Annotated in this window: 18 protein-coding genes; 2 read left to right on the top strand and 16 right to left on the bottom strand. The window is 50.1% G+C overall.

Annotation, left to right across the window (positions count from 1 at the left end; all coding sequences use genetic code 11):
- The first annotated feature begins 7 nt into the window (after positions 1–7).
- Positions 8–412 carry an OmpA family protein gene (locus tag Dvar_RS18495; protein WP_419663259.1) on the top strand — a complete coding sequence of 135 codons (405 nt, stop codon included), beginning with the start codon at positions 8–10 and terminating at the stop codon, positions 410–412.
- Between the two features lie 80 nt (positions 413–492).
- A complete protein-coding gene (locus Dvar_RS18490; protein ID WP_419663258.1) occupies positions 493–786 on the top strand; it encodes an HU family DNA-binding protein in 294 nt (97 codons plus the stop codon).
- A 101-nt stretch (positions 787–887) separates the two neighbouring features.
- Here the strand turns inward: Dvar_RS18490 and Dvar_RS18485 are convergent, their stop codons facing one another.
- The 16 genes from Dvar_RS18485 to Dvar_RS18410 all read right to left on the bottom strand — a co-directional run bounded on the left by Dvar_RS18485 (position 888) and on the right by Dvar_RS18410 (position 14961).
- Positions 888–1310: a hypothetical protein gene (locus Dvar_RS18485; RefSeq protein ID WP_419663256.1), complete on the bottom strand. Its 423-nt coding sequence runs from the start codon at positions 1308–1310 to the stop codon at positions 888–890.
- A gap of 4 nt (positions 1311–1314) precedes the next feature.
- Positions 1315–1752: a glycoside hydrolase family protein gene (locus tag Dvar_RS18480; RefSeq protein WP_419663254.1), complete on the bottom strand. Its 438-nt coding sequence runs from the start codon at positions 1750–1752 to the stop codon at positions 1315–1317.
- 89 nt (positions 1753–1841) lie between these two features.
- A complete protein-coding gene (locus tag Dvar_RS18475; protein ID WP_419663253.1) occupies positions 1842–2135 on the bottom strand; it encodes a hypothetical protein in 294 nt (97 codons plus the stop codon).
- Positions 2136–2158: 23 nt separating this feature from the next.
- The gene (locus Dvar_RS18470) at positions 2159–3919 is read right to left on the bottom strand and encodes a hypothetical protein (protein ID WP_419663251.1); all 1761 of its coding nucleotides are present in this window, start codon (positions 3917–3919) and stop codon (positions 2159–2161) included.
- Entirely contained in the window at positions 3919–6555 is a 2637-nt protein-coding gene (locus Dvar_RS18465) for a LamG-like jellyroll fold domain-containing protein (protein ID WP_419663249.1), read from the bottom strand. Before Dvar_RS18465 ends, Dvar_RS18470 begins: the two co-directional genes overlap by 1 nt.
- A 12-nt stretch (positions 6556–6567) precedes the next feature.
- Positions 6568–7146: a hypothetical protein gene (locus Dvar_RS18460; protein WP_419663248.1), complete on the bottom strand. Its 579-nt coding sequence runs from the start codon at positions 7144–7146 to the stop codon at positions 6568–6570.
- Positions 7143–7484, bottom strand: a complete 342-nt coding sequence (locus Dvar_RS18455; protein ID WP_419663246.1) for a hypothetical protein — start codon at positions 7482–7484, stop codon at positions 7143–7145. The genes Dvar_RS18460 and Dvar_RS18455 overlap by 4 nt, the downstream gene beginning before the upstream one ends.
- Positions 7481–10048, bottom strand: a complete 2568-nt coding sequence (locus tag Dvar_RS18450; RefSeq protein WP_419663244.1) for a phage tail tape measure protein — start codon at positions 10046–10048, stop codon at positions 7481–7483. The genes Dvar_RS18455 and Dvar_RS18450 overlap by 4 nt, the downstream gene beginning before the upstream one ends.
- 149 nt (positions 10049–10197) lie before the next feature.
- Positions 10198–10656, bottom strand: a complete 459-nt coding sequence (locus tag Dvar_RS18445) for a hypothetical protein (protein ID WP_419663242.1) — start codon at positions 10654–10656, stop codon at positions 10198–10200.
- The gene (locus Dvar_RS18440; protein ID WP_419663241.1) at positions 10656–11684 is read right to left on the bottom strand and encodes a hypothetical protein; all 1029 of its coding nucleotides are present in this window, start codon (positions 11682–11684) and stop codon (positions 10656–10658) included. Before Dvar_RS18440 ends, Dvar_RS18445 begins: the two co-directional genes overlap by 1 nt.
- An 11-nt stretch (positions 11685–11695) precedes the next feature.
- Positions 11696–12148, bottom strand: coding sequence for a hypothetical protein (locus tag Dvar_RS18435; RefSeq protein WP_419663239.1), 453 nt, complete (start codon positions 12146–12148; stop codon positions 11696–11698).
- Complete coding sequence (locus Dvar_RS18430) at positions 12148–12765, bottom strand: phage tail protein (protein ID WP_419663237.1); 618 nt, start codon at positions 12763–12765, stop codon at positions 12148–12150. The genes Dvar_RS18435 and Dvar_RS18430 overlap by 1 nt, the downstream gene beginning before the upstream one ends.
- Positions 12766–13095 carry a head-tail joining protein gene (locus Dvar_RS18425; RefSeq protein WP_419663235.1) on the bottom strand — a complete coding sequence of 110 codons (330 nt, stop codon included), beginning with the start codon at positions 13093–13095 and terminating at the stop codon, positions 12766–12768.
- Entirely contained in the window at positions 13095–13490 is a 396-nt protein-coding gene (locus Dvar_RS18420) for a hypothetical protein (RefSeq protein ID WP_419663233.1), read from the bottom strand. Before Dvar_RS18420 ends, Dvar_RS18425 begins: the two co-directional genes overlap by 1 nt.
- A 44-nt stretch (positions 13491–13534) precedes the next feature.
- The gene (locus tag Dvar_RS18415; protein ID WP_419663231.1) at positions 13535–14539 is read right to left on the bottom strand and encodes a hypothetical protein; all 1005 of its coding nucleotides are present in this window, start codon (positions 14537–14539) and stop codon (positions 13535–13537) included.
- 38 nt (positions 14540–14577) lie between these two features.
- Positions 14578–14961: a capsid cement protein gene (locus Dvar_RS18410; RefSeq protein WP_419663230.1), complete on the bottom strand. Its 384-nt coding sequence runs from the start codon at positions 14959–14961 to the stop codon at positions 14578–14580.
- Between the last annotated feature and the right edge of the window lie 28 nt (positions 14962–14989).

The raw sequence follows: 14989 nt of genomic DNA, 5'->3' as shown, positions 1-14989 counted from the left end.
GGTCTCCTTGTTTTTGAAAAAGAATACACAGAAAGGGATTGAAGAGGCAATCGTAGGGGTCACGAATGTTAGTATTGGGCCAATTATCGGCAATGAACTGGATTTGGATGGTGACGGCTTACCGAATTCGTTGGACAGGTGCACGAAGACTGCCTTCGATATAGACAAGGCAACCCTAACGCCCGTCTTCCCCAAAATGCTCGATAGGATAGCGGCAATAATGGGAAAAAGCACGAACTTGAATTTTATCGTTGAAGGACACACGAATGATATGGAATCATCGGACGATAATTATCATCTATCACAAAATCGGGCTGAATCCGTAGTCGGTTGTTTGGCCAACAAAGGGATTTCATCTTCACGCCTTGTAGCCAAATGCTACGGAACGAAGAGACCCGGTTGCCAGGAATGACACCTGGCTTGCCAAAGCTAAGAAACGGGGGGGTTCAATTCACAAGAATCGAAGAATTTAATACAGATGGAATCATTTAAATGAACAAACTTGAACTGATCGAAAAAATTAGTGAAGCCACCGACCTGCCCAGGTCCCAAGCTCATAAAATTGTAGACATCTTTTTCAATTCAATGGCCAAGGCCCTGGCCCAGGGGGAGCGAGTTGAAATACGCGGGCTGTGCAGTATGTTTGTCAAACATTACGATGAATATATTGGCCGGAATCCTAAAACCGGAAAAAAGGTAAAGATCAAACCCAAGAAACTGCCGTTCTTCAAAGCCGGAAAAGAGCTGAAGGAAAGGGTGGATATGCCAAATGGGGTCGGGAGTTAATGGAATCGACCGGGTATCCTAACCACTTTCTAAATTACCATCACTTAAAAACAACAAAGCTCGGGGGATGCCAGGCTTTGTTTTCCAGATTGACTGGTTCCCTATTCCTTGTTATCCCCCTTTATCTTTTTAATCATTCCACCAACCTGATAAGGCCCAAAATAAAACACCGAGACCGCCAGGACCAGGTTGGAAAGCGCTTTGGCACAGGCCAGCACATGCGCCGCCCAGGTTGGGTTCCAAATGTAAATCATGGCGCCGGCCAAGAGAAGGGACACAAACGCCGAGACGATTTCGACTGCCAGGACCCGCCGGGTGATCGACCGGATCGAGCTTTCATCCATGGTCGTTTTGATAAAGGAATAGATCGAGTCCATTGCCTTCTGGCTGGCCTCGGTCTTTTCCTCGTCGGTAAAAAACAGCTTGTCGACTCCCGTGACCACCCCGTCAACGACCTTGCCGGCGGTTTCAGGGATCGCGTCAATGACCTTTTTCGTTGAAAAAAGTGATGTGAAAAACCCCATCCCCCTATCCTCTCTGATCCTGGTATTTTCCGCTGAAAAGCTGGTTTGACAGTTCAACCGCGCGCTGCCCAACGTCCCGGGCATATTTCGAGTTCAGCATTTCGGCCGCCGCCAGGTCAAAGTTTCTATCTTTGATGGCCGCGATCATTTTTTTGAAGCCGGACAGCCGCTTTCGCCCCAGATTAAATGCCATATTGGTCAAGGCATCCAGGCGCGCCTGGTTCAACTCCCATTTCCGGATCCCAAATTCATCAAGCAGGGAATCCACATCCGCCCGGGCGCCGGCAATGTCATTCTTGAGCATGACCATGGCCTCGGCTTCGGTGATTCCCCTGTCCTCGATGTTTCTGCCAACGCCAATGGTTATTTTACCGGCGCTGCATTTATAAGGCCTAAGCCTAAGGCCTTCATGTCTTATCAATTGCCTTCTAATGTTTTCCATGCCGGTCTGTCCTTTCCGATCTCATATATTCTTCAACCATTGAATTCACTTAACCAAAAATTTACGATAATTGACCAACAGCAAGTTTTTTATTTTTTAACATTTCCTATCCTCCCAAGTCCGACGGTTTTAAGTTCCGACTTGATAACGGCGACATCCTTTTCGGTCTCTTTGACGGTGTTATAGATTGCCATTTGGAACCCAAGGTTTCCCACGACCAGAAGAACCAACAATGAAAAAAGTTTGAAGTCGACCTTCGCCTTGATCGCCGCCCACATGTCGACATGATTAAAGTGGTTTTCGTCTATTCGTTTTTCATGCTGCCGCAAAAGTTCTGTATGTGCGGCGTGACATCTACAGGTGTCGTCGTTGTCTGGTGACATGCCCCCCCCCTTTTTTTTTCTCCCTAAGACACATCGATAAAGTCTATTGATAAACCTGTTAGCGCGCCATTATTAAAATTATTTATAAAATCAACTACGGCAGAGCTTAAAACAGGATCGAAATTCAAATCGTCGAAAGGGTTGACATCGTTAAAATTATCGATACCGGTTTTTGACATCATTCTAGCGACGGGAAGGTTTTGCGGTCTGGTGTATGTATCACCATTATTTTCATGGATTAAATACGTAAAAATGCAGAAGTTAAGCATATCGTCGCCACTTCTTTTCGCGCCTATCGCGACTGAAAAAGCCGCTATCGATTCACCCCACCAGGCGCTTGGATCGGCGTTATGGTAGACTTGTTGTATATGGACGGAAGCATTTTCAAATGGACTATGAAAGATTAAATCACTATAAATATCGTGTGTTTCTAGTGGCGGTGTCTGATAGTCTTCAAGTGTTGTCCCTTCCGAATCAGAAGAAACTATAAAAGATCTGTCTTGTTGATTAATGCAAGAAACAACTTTACACATGCCGCCCCTGCAAACCAATGGCTGGAAGCAATCCATATACCTATTCCAGTATAAAAAATATCGTGGTTCATTGTTTGGCCCAAGATCATAACCAACCGCCTCTGTTGTCACGTCGGTTTTGTACGGACCATATGTGCTTTGAAGCGTGTCACCGGTATGACTTGGCGGCCCATCGTCATAAAAAACTTCATCGCAATCCCATTCACCTTCATCATATACTGTGCGCGTTCCAAGAGACCACGAACGGAAAGAGTCCTCATATGTAGGAAAAATATCAAAGTGATAATCGTCGACCAAATCGTTCAGCGAATTTACAGGATCAACATAGCTTTCTGTGATAGTATTCGAAATACTGGCGACATCGGTATTTATAGCCGACTCTGATACATGCGCCGCCAACCAGCTATTAACCTGCGTTGTCTTTTCACATGGGAAGGTCGGCGGGTTATCAGGTAAATTCCCGCCTATTCTTTGGCCAACAATGTCATAAATCAAAATAGCGCTTCCGGTCTGGATCCTGATATATCTTGATTCACAAGGCTTCGGGTTGTTCTTGAAGCCGATAACCTTCGGTTGGCCGTTTATGCTGTACGGATCAAATCGAACGAGAACGGCATCACCAGGTTCAAAAACAACGTGGTTACAAGACATATACTCTATCGGCGCGCCTGTGATCGTATTAACGACGTTAATATCAATACCCATAATGCTGCTGTTGCATTGATCAAGAACGACATCACATCGATTATTATCATGGTCAATCGAAATGATTTCGCCATAACGGTATGTTGGCCGCCATTTCTGGATGGCCGGCATCAAGGCAAAATTAAAAATAGCTGTTGAAACGGGCAATGTTTTTACCGGCGTTTCAATACCGTCCCTGGCGCCGTTATATGCGTTCATACCCTGGTAGCCTGGCTGTATTTGGATGCCGTTTTTGCGTTCCGTCCCTATTTCAATGGTGCCTACTTCACCGGCTAAACCTGGCGACAAATCAGCACACCAGGCATCAACCTCTTCAGCCGCATCAACAGCGCTTTCAAGCCGGTTTATTTCCTTCTCAAGCGCGACTTTTCTTGCGTTAAGAAAAATAAACCTTGCACCTATCGCGCCTGTATCAATTTCGGTCTGAACAGCCGCCAGTATCCCGTTTAGCCTGTTCAAGCGCATGTTGGCCCTGTCAGTATATAGAGAAACGCGCACCACATAATGGCCGGCGCCATTATCTCGAACTATGACGGCCTTCCCCATTATTCGGAAACTTCCATATATTGGTTTTTTTCACCGATGAAACATGTGATTGTGTCCACGATAATTTCGTTTTCGCCGAATTTTGCCGTATGGCCTGGTTTTAAGTAAAAATCAGGTTGCGCGCATCGATAGCGTAAGGTTCCATCTGCATTCATGAATTCAGAAACAATGTTATCAAGCTCGGCAAAACCAGGCCCGAAAGACTGATCGCCATAACCAACCAGTGTTATTGATTGAGAACGCGGTCCACGATCAAACCGGATTGAATAAAAATCGGCCCGCAATAATTCCTCTCGTAAGGATTCTAAGCCGCCAATGCTCGCGACCATATCAATGATAAGCTGACCGTCCGGCCTACCCTGAACGGCTTCTAAATCGGCTTGAGAGTATGGGATTACAAAAGAGAGATAAGACTTCGTTTCGCCGCTGCGCATCCGTAATTGAATTGACTTTGGTGCCGTCAATTCGTAGTCTTGAATACCATTGGCGTTGCCAGTGATTCTGGCAAAATAACGATAAACGGCGTGTTCCTTGTTCTTCCGTAACCAAAGGGAATAGTTCAGGCCGCCTGAACCGGACACAAAGCCGATACCAGACACTGAAAAAGCGTCTTGTTCCAAACCGACCATTTGCCCCGACGCAAAGCCATAAAGGCCAACTCTGCCGTACATCCATAATGGCAATTCTTCAGACAGGGCATTGAACCCGTCTGGTATGGTTCCAAGGAATTCAGAACGCTTTGTCTTGATAGTTAGTTGACGATTTCCATATACCGTTGAAATATTAGCGCTTGCGCATGGATACATGTTTTCACCAACCATCGAATAATTGATGTCTGTTGGATTGTATCCACTCGATGGGTTGCCGAACAAAATCCATGTGTCATTTATTCCGAACCAAATTCTTCCGTTGTCAAGATTAACGGCACATTGTAAATAATCGCCAGAATCGGCCGCCGTTGTTGATGTATTAACAATACTTCCGTTAGATCTTACGTCCCCATCGTTGCAGTCAAAGCCCGTTCCTGTATTACTACTATCCCCACCGATACGATATTGATCTATCGCGTGTTCGCTGTCAATTAAACCTATCCCGTACCCATGCCCGGAACCGTCATACTGCTCCAAAATGATTTCAAAATACCATTGACCGCCATTTTTAAAACCGACCGTTCGAGCCAATGCTGAATCATCTGTCTGGTTCTCAACAACAAAACGCATTCCATCGGCTTCAAGATCAATATGGCTTGATTTATCGCTTTCATTAAACCGGAAATCGTCAAGTGGACCAATTGGCGTGGCGACATACTTAGCGCCTATTGATTCATCAATCCCGATGTCTGATTCGGCGTCATATGTTAATTCTTCAGACGCGCCTATCCCGCCGGACAGGACAAGGCTTTCAACAACGCCGATTGACTTCTCAATATTCCTGCCGATGGCTTCGGCCAAGCCTATTCCGGCAATACAGAAAACATTTTTCTCAATATTGGCGCCCGCCTGGTCTTGAACGCCAAGAACAGAAGGCAACGCGTCAAATTCGTTCTCCGTATCAAAAGAAGCGCCGGATATTTCTGAAAAGCGAATCGTCGATAATGATGCAACGTTTTTCTCAATACTCCGGCCAACAATTTCGCCAAGAGAGATTGAATCTATACCGACATCGGGTTCATAAAGGCTTTCGCCGTTTGGATCGGTTGCGCTGTAGGTGAGTAGTGAACCGTTTAGAACGTTATATGCGGCTTTGGTCCATGCTGCCGATCTATCATCATTGCTGATGAATAGATTGCTCATAAAAAACTCATGTTTAGAACCATATATTGGACGATAGCCGACAACTTCCAATAAAAAATTATCTGTTGTAACTGTTCCACTATCAAAAAACGATCCATCAATATAAAGTGAGCAAGTACTACCATTTCTGGTTACAACAATTTGACTCCATTCATAATTAGTAAAGGCCGGATTAGTTTGAAATGCAGTACCACCAGTCACATCTAAATCGATATGAAAGGTATCTGAAAAACCATAAAAAGCTAAACCTTGATAACTACCGCCACTCACGTTCCTTGTAATAACAGGCAGGAAAAGCCCCGTGATAATCTGTTGCCTGTTATACACAAAACTGATCGTGAAATCTCCTGAAATGGTAATCGGCAGGCTTATGTAATCATCGATTCCATCAAAATGAGCGTAAGCAAAATCATCATCCTCATCAAATACCATACTCCCATAGATGGTCCCATCATTGCCGTTGTCGGTCGAATCGGTGGCATCATCTCTCAAGTGCAAAACTGATAAAAAATTCTCATCCCAAACGGCCTGTGCAGCCGAATCACCGGTTTCACCAACATAAGAAATATTTATCCCACCGGTTTCTATTTTAATAACTGTGGCAACCGAAGAAGAAACAGTCGGAACGCATACCCATAAAACCGCCTCATCATTGGTCGTATCCCAATATTCGATTTCAACATAGCATTCCGTCGAATCAACCGTGGCATGCAAGTTCTGCCAGTCGGTCGATCCTAATCCGGACATGAACCCGGTCGATGATTCGATTTTTATACCAACCGGAAAGTCAGTTAACGCCGAATCTATCTTTGTATGGTCAATCGAATAATATGCTGTCGGCATTGAGAAAAACCCTTAAACGTCCGAACCGGTTACGGTCATGTAAACCTTAATCACATCAGCGTCAACTATCCCGGTAATTGCGCCGGCACTAAATTGAGCGACCGGCCCGAGAATTCCACCGCCGACGGTATCCCCTTTGACGCTATTGGACACCAGCGAACACCCATAAATAGTGGTGTCCGTCCCGTCCATTGTAAACGTCGCTTTATTGGCGCTATTAGTGATGGTCTTAGAAGAAACCCCGCCTTCTTGCCATGTCTGCCTTACTGTTTCATCATATCCCGTTGCTTCCGTATATCCTGGCGAAGCGTAGGTATTTGACGCCACCGGAGTATGGTTATTAGAGAAAAGCGCGAGATACCATGTCGTAATTTGAGAACCGCCGGAAAGCGCGACGTCAAGGACATGATTTATAAATTCATCCGGACAAAGGTTTTCAACGACTCTTTCCGTCAACATAACACCCTTACGCCAGTGTTCGACATGCCAGACAGAACCGATTTTTATTTTCTGACGTAAACCGAAAAAACTTTTAATTCTCTCAATGATACAACCGGTGATCGTGCCGAATGCCATTTTAAAAGACTTCATGCCAACTTCTCCTTGAAATAAAACGTTATTTCTGCTTCGCCGTCCCTTTGTATTTCGCAACGGTAAACAAGCGCTAAAAAGCTACCTTCCCAGAATGTAAGCCGCACTGTTTCAGCGTTTTTATAGATCTCTTTTAACAGCTTCTTTTCTTCTTGAGACAACCGGCAATTGATAGAAAAATCCCTGTCCGTATCGGATACGCCGTGGTTTGAAAAGTGGCTCGAACCGTTCAATAATGCCGCTCTTGATATCCTGGCGGTACTCATATAGGCGCCAGAATCCTGATAATTGCGTATTTTTAAACCTGGCCCTGGCAGTATTCTTGATAATGAAATCATGAGACGCCACCCAGAAGTAAAGAATCAACCCCTTCTTCACTCATTCTGATCTGTATAACTTTAAGTAATTCCCACATGATCATTTCAAGGTGCGGCTGCAATCCATCACCATTGACAGTAATCATGGCATCACCGCTTTTGATTCTGTTCGTTTTTGCGTTCATATATTTTATCTGTGCGTCGGCTAACTTTTCCTGCGTTTTGGCCATTTGTTTCCTGATTTCGGCCTCTTCTCTTAACGCCGATTGTATGGCCCAGACTTCGGAAAAACTTGCGTCAGAATCCCACTCGTTAAAAAGGCCTGTGATAGTCTTGCCAGTGTCCGCGAACATTTCCGAGACATTGCCGACCACGGCTTCAAGTTGTTTTGTGGCGGCTTCAACCTGTGCAATATCAAGCTTGGCCTTCCATTCAACGGCCGTTTGAACGGTGTCCGCTTGCGCCCTTATCTTTTCGATTTCTAAATTGGTTTCTATTTCAAGGCGCTTTTCCGCCGGTATTTCTTCAATCTCCTTTTTGGCTTTATCCACTGCTGAGGTGTCCACCGGAACCTTGATGGTCTCCCAGGTACCGGTGGACTCACGCCAGACTTCAAGAGATTGGAGTTTGTCTTCAGCTTCATCGGTATCGATCTCGACTTTTTTTGGCTTTTCAACAAGAACGCCCAATTGCCTTAAATCTTCGGTGAGTTCCTCTGTGCTATAACTGGCATTCTCCATGCCTTTGACGATGGATAGATTGCTTTCATAGGCGGCATCGGCCATGTTCTCCATGGAAGGTGCAACCTTATCGGCCTCGGCATAAATCCGGGCAATATCCTCATCAACCTCCTTGGCAAACCGCAGCGACTCTTCGGCAAGCTTGTTTTTCGATGTCCACTTGGCGATCTCCTCGGATGCCTTTGCGCCAGCCACGGCAATGCCAGCGATTCCCAGTGCAACCGCCGCAATTGGATTGGCGGAAAGAAGGACGATGGCTTTTCCCAGGCCGGTAATTGCAGTGGTCACCACGCCAATGGGGATGGATACCGCTGTTAGTCCAGCCCCTATCCCGGAAATTGTTCCAATAAGGCTTTGCGTGTCCTCATCAAGATTGTTGAACCAATTGATTAATTTTAAAATGTATCCACCAACTTCAACAAAGACCTTGCCAATCGTGGCGCTGACACGGGTAATGCTTCCGAGGGTATCAACAACCTTTTGGATGGCGGCCGTAAGGTTCTCGGGTTTGCTGAGATCAGCACCGTCGAATAAGCTGCCAATAATCCCTTTAATCTCACCGAGCGCATTCAGGAACCCTGAATAATCCACGCCCTCGAGGGCCTCCGGTATATTTTCTGCGAGTTCCTTGAAATCCTCTTCGACGCCTTCAAGAAAGTCGTTCAGGGCATCGATCAGCGGATCGAAAGTCCCTTCGTCCACCGCGTCTTCAAGCGAATTCAGGATTGCCGTGATGCCGTTGATCGCTCCGGTACCGGCCTCCTGAAAATCATCACCGATCGATGACGCCAGGTTCTTGAATCCCTGGACCAGCCGGTTGATGGCCACTTCGGGGTCATTTAAACGCTCGGCGACCTCCTTGGCCGCGGAGCCTGCAGAATTCATGGCCGTGGCGGTGATCTCCGAGGACTTGGCCAGGCCGTCGAACACCTCGACCATGCGGGCACTCTGCTCGATGCCCACCAGCTGCTGGGTGACGAATAATTTTTGATCCTCATCCAGCGTCTGGAAGGCCTTGCTGACATCCAGGAGGATGTCCTTGCCGGACCGCAGGGCCCCGTTTGCATCGGTTTGCGACACACCGATGGATGTTAGCGCTTCCTGCACAGGCTTGGTGTCATCGATCAGCTTCAGCAGGCCGGTTTTAAGGGCGTTGGCCGCCTCGTCTCCCGACCGGAACACCTCGATTACCGGTGTCAGCAGGCCAGCGGTTTCTTCCATCGAAAAACCCATAGTCCGGGCGATCGGCGAAAGGGTTGCCATTCCAACGCCGAGCTGTTCGATGTCGGTGGCATAGTTATTCGATACTTCGTTGAGAATATCCAGCAGGCGGCCGGCTTCGGAGGCGGGCTCTTTAAATCCCTTAAGGGAGGCAATCAGAATCTCGCTTGAAGTCGCCGCGTCGACGCCCCCGGCGATGACCAGGTCCATGCCGGTCTTGGCCAGTTGCATGGACGCTTCGACGTTATACCCGGCCTGCACATAATTGGCGGTTGATGCGAGGATATCGGATGCCGCTTCACCATAGGCGTTGGAAAGGCCCTTGGCATTGGACTTGGCTACCTCCAGGACCTCCGCATTATCGCCGGCAACCTTCTTCAACTCGGTGAAGGCGCTCTGCAGCTTGGACGATTCACTGTAGGCATAGGTCAGGCCGGCAGCGGCGAGACCGGCCAGCACGGCATCGAGCTTGACCACGGCAGTTGTGAAATCCGCGAACGGCCGGGCCACGGACGCCACCTGATAGTTGAGATTATCGAGGCCACGGCCCACCGCCGTAATGGCGGTACCGGTATTGTTCGTGCCCTCGAAGAGGATTTCAATTGTACGTTTGAGGTCAGCCATCTATTTGCCTGTTTTCTGCTCGTCGTAAAAGCGGGCCCACAAGCCAAGCTCGACGTCGGTGAGGAACCCCTGGGGAAAAAGATCCGGGATCGCTTCGAAAAGAAACCGTTGCCCGCCCATGCCCCTGGAACAAAGCGCCAGTGCCGCCTTTACCCTTGGGTCGTTCCAGAGGCGATCAATTCCCCCTGGGGCACCTGCCCCATGCCGGTAAGGGAAAGAATCTTCGAGGTGACCTGGTAGAAGGTCTCCGGACAGTTGGCGGCAAGCTTCACGCAATCCTCTTGCTCGAGATTTACCGACACCACGCCGAATTCGCATATGGCGATCCGATAGACCAGGTCGTTCGGCACCTCATCAGTCAGACCCAGGGCCTGCTGCAGGCCCTCTATCTTGCTGGAGGCCTTCTCACTGACGATCTTTTCCACCAGCTCATTAATGGCCGTGTTTTGCTGGATCCGCTCCCGGGCCCTGGCGATTTCCTGACCGGTTAGCCCCTGAACGGTCAGCTCGGCCTTTTGGCCATCATCGAAAAAGGCGGACAGGGCCGGTACCGGTACCGTTGCCGTTCGCCTTTCAAAGTTTGCCTGTTTGAATTTTTCAAGATTCATTAGCTGCTGTACCTCACGGACGGTTTTTCACAGTAAACAGTGGCCGAAAGGGTGTTCGGTGAGTTGGTCGGAAAATCCGTGTCCACGCCAAGCATGCCCTGGCTGAGGATATAAGGGGCCTTGTTTGCGTCCTGCCAGAACTTGACGGTAATGGTCTCGCCTTCTTCCCGCAGGATGCCATCGGTGATGTTGTCGTTCGTGTAGACGGTGAAAGACACATCGCCAACCGAATCCGCTTTCATCGAGCCAATGGCGCCCGATACACCCGAGCCCTCGTAAATCGACACACTGCTTTTGCTGATTCCAAGTGCAGCGGGTTTGAAATCAGACACGCGGGGCATCACGGTGAAAACCGGCACATAATATTTGATGTAGGTTCGTTTCGGTACGCCGCCGTCGTGGCTCAGGGGGAGAGCCTCGTTGAATTTGATGTGGGAATTCTTTTCCGCCGAGCTGGTGGCATTGATACCGTTGCCGATATTGAATGTCTCCGGTACCGGATAGTCGGAATACTCGGCATGGTTGCCGATATCCTGGTAAATTTCATCGGATGCGATCACGGCCGCCGTCTGACTGCTGAACCTGACCTGGCCGAGCTCCACAGAATCCACCGGGATCAGGGGCGGGCCGCCGGCGGATCCACGAGTCGTGGAGAATCCGGTGCCTTCGGTGCCTTCGACCTGGGCGATATTGCCGTCCTCATCCATCGTGACCGAGCAGATTTTATAATCGTCGGTGGACGGCCGGGTCAGGGCCAGGCTGGAGGCGGCCACCTCATGAAGCGTTCCCTTGCTGTAGGCGGTGAACGCAGCGACCGTCACCGTGTCGTTGCTGGCATGTGAGGACAACAGCTTCTGACCGGACACGATGCCGTTGGGCCTGACATCCGGCTCGTAGCCGGACTTCCCGGACCAAAGGTTGTCACTGCTGGTAAAAACCTGATGGTCGCCAGAGTCGGCCATGACCGCAAAATCAACCAGGGTGCGGCCCAGCTCGACAGCGATCTTGGATTTCTGGGATGTTGCCATTTGAAAATCTCCTATGTGGTTAAGGTGTAGGGATCGCCGATATCGGTTTCGTAGGTCACCTCGATGGAGATGCCGACGGTCAGCACGGTTTTGGACAGATCCATGTAATCATCGATGCCGCCGTTGACGTAGACCATGTCTGACGCACCGGAAGGGATTGAACGGAGAGCGGCCGTAATCAGTTCGCCAAGCACCGCCTCGGCAAGCTCGGATGGATTGTTCGACCCAATCTTTACCAGGCAATAGATGTCGACCTGCATGGTGCATTGATACGACCCGTATGTTGTGCGCTCGACATCTTCCTGCCTTGGCATGACGGCAATAATCGGGAATTCATGGACGTCAGGATCGTAGTTTTCATATCCACGCACAACCGTGGGAGAACCGATCACCGTGAAAGAAGCATACCCATCCAAGGTCGATACAATCCCGGCAATGATCTTCTCTCTTATCGTGTCCGCCATCAGGCAATCCCCTTCAAAACCACATCGACCTCATGGGCGAAATTGGTGCCCAGCTTCTGATCGGCTGCCTTCTGCAGCTGGGCCCAGTTCTCGGGTGTGTTGTAGACGATCTCCGGATGAGGCGCCGAGAACGTATCCAGTCGGGCCCGGGATCCGATCTTGCCTCCACTGCCCGGCGGACCGTACCTGCCGTAAAGCTTCTCATGCTGGCCCCTGGGATTGCCCGGGCGCCGAAAAATGATATCCCTCCCAGACCGTTGCCCGGGAGCCTTGAACGCCCGGGGAATGAGTTTGATGCCGGTCGACTTCTTGACATTCACCGACACGCCCTTTTTGGTCTGCCGGGTACCGGCGATGTCGGTCAGGTGGACATGGTCGCCGGTTGATTTGACGGATGAGGACAAGTTGGCAAAGGTGGCCTTGTTGACGGTAATACGCTTGCGGACAGCCGCGGCCTTGTAATTGTAGTCCCGGCGAACGAGCTTGACCATTTCGGTCTTGGTGTTGTTCGCTGTTTTGTTCAGGGCCCGGGAAAACGCTTTGGGAAAGCCGTCCTTGACACCGTAGAGCATCAGCTTGGCTTTACTCAAACTCGACTTGTTCAGACTGACTTCCATTTATTCAGCCTCCACCGACGCCTTGCCCTCGTATTCCGTCCACGAGTCCGGATAGTCGGCCATCGACCGGACCGTGTAGACCGTGCCATCGATGGTGAATGTCTCACCGCGTTTGACCTTGCGGTCCAGGTTTGCCCGCTGGTAGCTGATCGTGGTTTGCGGCTCGGCCACCTGGACGGATCCGCCCGGCTGATAGCTGTTGTCGACACCGAGGATCATGTTGAAGGTATCCGGCTCTCCGGTAAGGGGGGTGAACGTGGCCTCGACACCGAACTTTTCGGTTGAGTAGAGATTGGCCAGCGCCATTTTGGCCGCGTCGGAGAATGCCATCAGGTGGTGTTCCCGGAACGCTTATCGCGTGCCTTTTGAACAACCTCGGCCAGTTCGGCTTTCTTCAGCGCATACTCGCCGGTGATTTCGTCGTATCCATTTGCTTCTTCCAACAGCTCCCCGCGCGACATTTCACCGATAGGTTTGAGCGCTACTGCGGATTCGGCAACGGTTGTATCTTCGACCGAAACAGAAGCGGATCTTCCTGTAAGCTTCCTGCAGGCAATGATAATGTCGTACCGGCCCCGAAGTCTGAACGTCCGCATACGCTTGCCTGAATTCAGATCCCGACAGTCGCTTATCCTGGCCTCCGCCAGTGACAAGAAACCGCCGGCCTCCAACGTGGCAATGGCCACTTTTTCTTCGTCTGTGAGCAGTGAATCGAAATCAATCATGGTTCACCATTTTGGCTTTGGGCGCCGTTTTCAGCGCCCGTTGGTTATTTGGTGGTGATGTTGGAAAGCAGATAGGAAACAGCCGCGGCGATGTCGGATTTTACACTCCCATTTTCGTCATAGGACTTGATCAGGCGTTCATCCGAATCATGGCGCACACGGACCACATCGCTTCGCTTGGTGGTTTCATAGTAGGACTCCACCACCGGTTCGCCGCTGCCCGGGGATTCCTCGGTCCAGACAAACGTCCGGCCGATGCAAGGATCGGTGATATCCTGGGATTGAGAGCAGATAGTCAGCATGGCATACTCGTTGTCCCAAAGATCCGCGATGGATGAGTCTTGCCCCTTGTCGGCGTTGTCATAAACCGCGCCGCCCACCAGCACCTGCTCAACGTCAAAGATAGCTGCCAGTTGCTTGCTGGTAAGGTTTTCCATGTCGATCATGTTGAACGTGTAGAGCAAGCGGTCAATAATTTCAGCGCAGCTTTTGAGGTCTAAGAACGTTGAGTAGGAAATGATCAATGTGTTGGGCAGCATGCCGCATGCAGAGCGAACGGCCTTCTTGGCTGCCTTGACATCCTCGATCGGCGTGGCGTTATTCGCATCGTCCCATTCGTTGGTAACCGCATTGGGTGTGAAATTGGACGCGTTGAAAATTTTGTTGGCAACCCGGCTTTCCTTGGACAGCTGGATGATTTTCTCCGCCCGTTGGGTGGCCACAGCCTCGGCATCGAACAGGCGGGCATAGAGTTTGCGCTCTCTCTCGTCGATTCGCTCTTCCCAGCCGTTTTCCTTGGTGGCGTAAAAGCCCATCTCGAACTCCCAGTCGCCGGACGGATAGCCGCCGCGCATGGCTCTCCGGGTGTCCGGGATTTTCAGCATGACTTCCTTGGGGATGACCGGAAATTCTGCTGACTGCTCGGACACCGGAAAATACGGCATTACCCGGCCACCGATAGCCGCGGTCATGGCGGTTTCACGAAATTCGCTTACCAGCTGCGACAGGTCCGGACGGCTGACAGCGGTATCATTTGTCGGTTGAGGCATTGCTTGTCTCCTTTTGAAAATTTTTCCGTGGTTACTGGTTACGTCACCGTGGTGGTGTCCGTGTATCCGTATGGCAGCACCTCGATGATGCTTCCGTCCCCGCTGGCCGCTTTCATGGCGATGCCGATCTTGCGGTATGTGCCGGCACTGGCCGGCAAGGCCTGTATTTTCCCATCATCGGCGGCATAGACATCCGCATCCTGCGAAATGGCGCCAGCCGCGCAGATCTCGACGGTACCGGGCTTGTTCACCGGTTCGATGGAAACATCGCCCCCCACATCGACGTTAAGCTTGCTGACTCCAATGGGCTGGTCCGTGCTGGTCTCGGTGTTGTAAACCGCCTCGCCGCTGGACAGTTTCAGCAGTCGGTGGTTGGCCAGGGCCGAACCGGCGACAAGGTTAAGATCCATTCTCTGTTGCATCGTTGTTCTCCTTGCAGATCCGTGTTTG

The organism is Desulfosarcina variabilis str. Montpellier (assembly GCF_048565275.1).
GTDB lineage: Bacteria > Desulfobacterota > Desulfobacteria > Desulfobacterales > Desulfosarcinaceae > Desulfosarcina > Desulfosarcina variabilis.
This window is presented reverse-complemented; position numbering and strand designations above follow the sequence as displayed.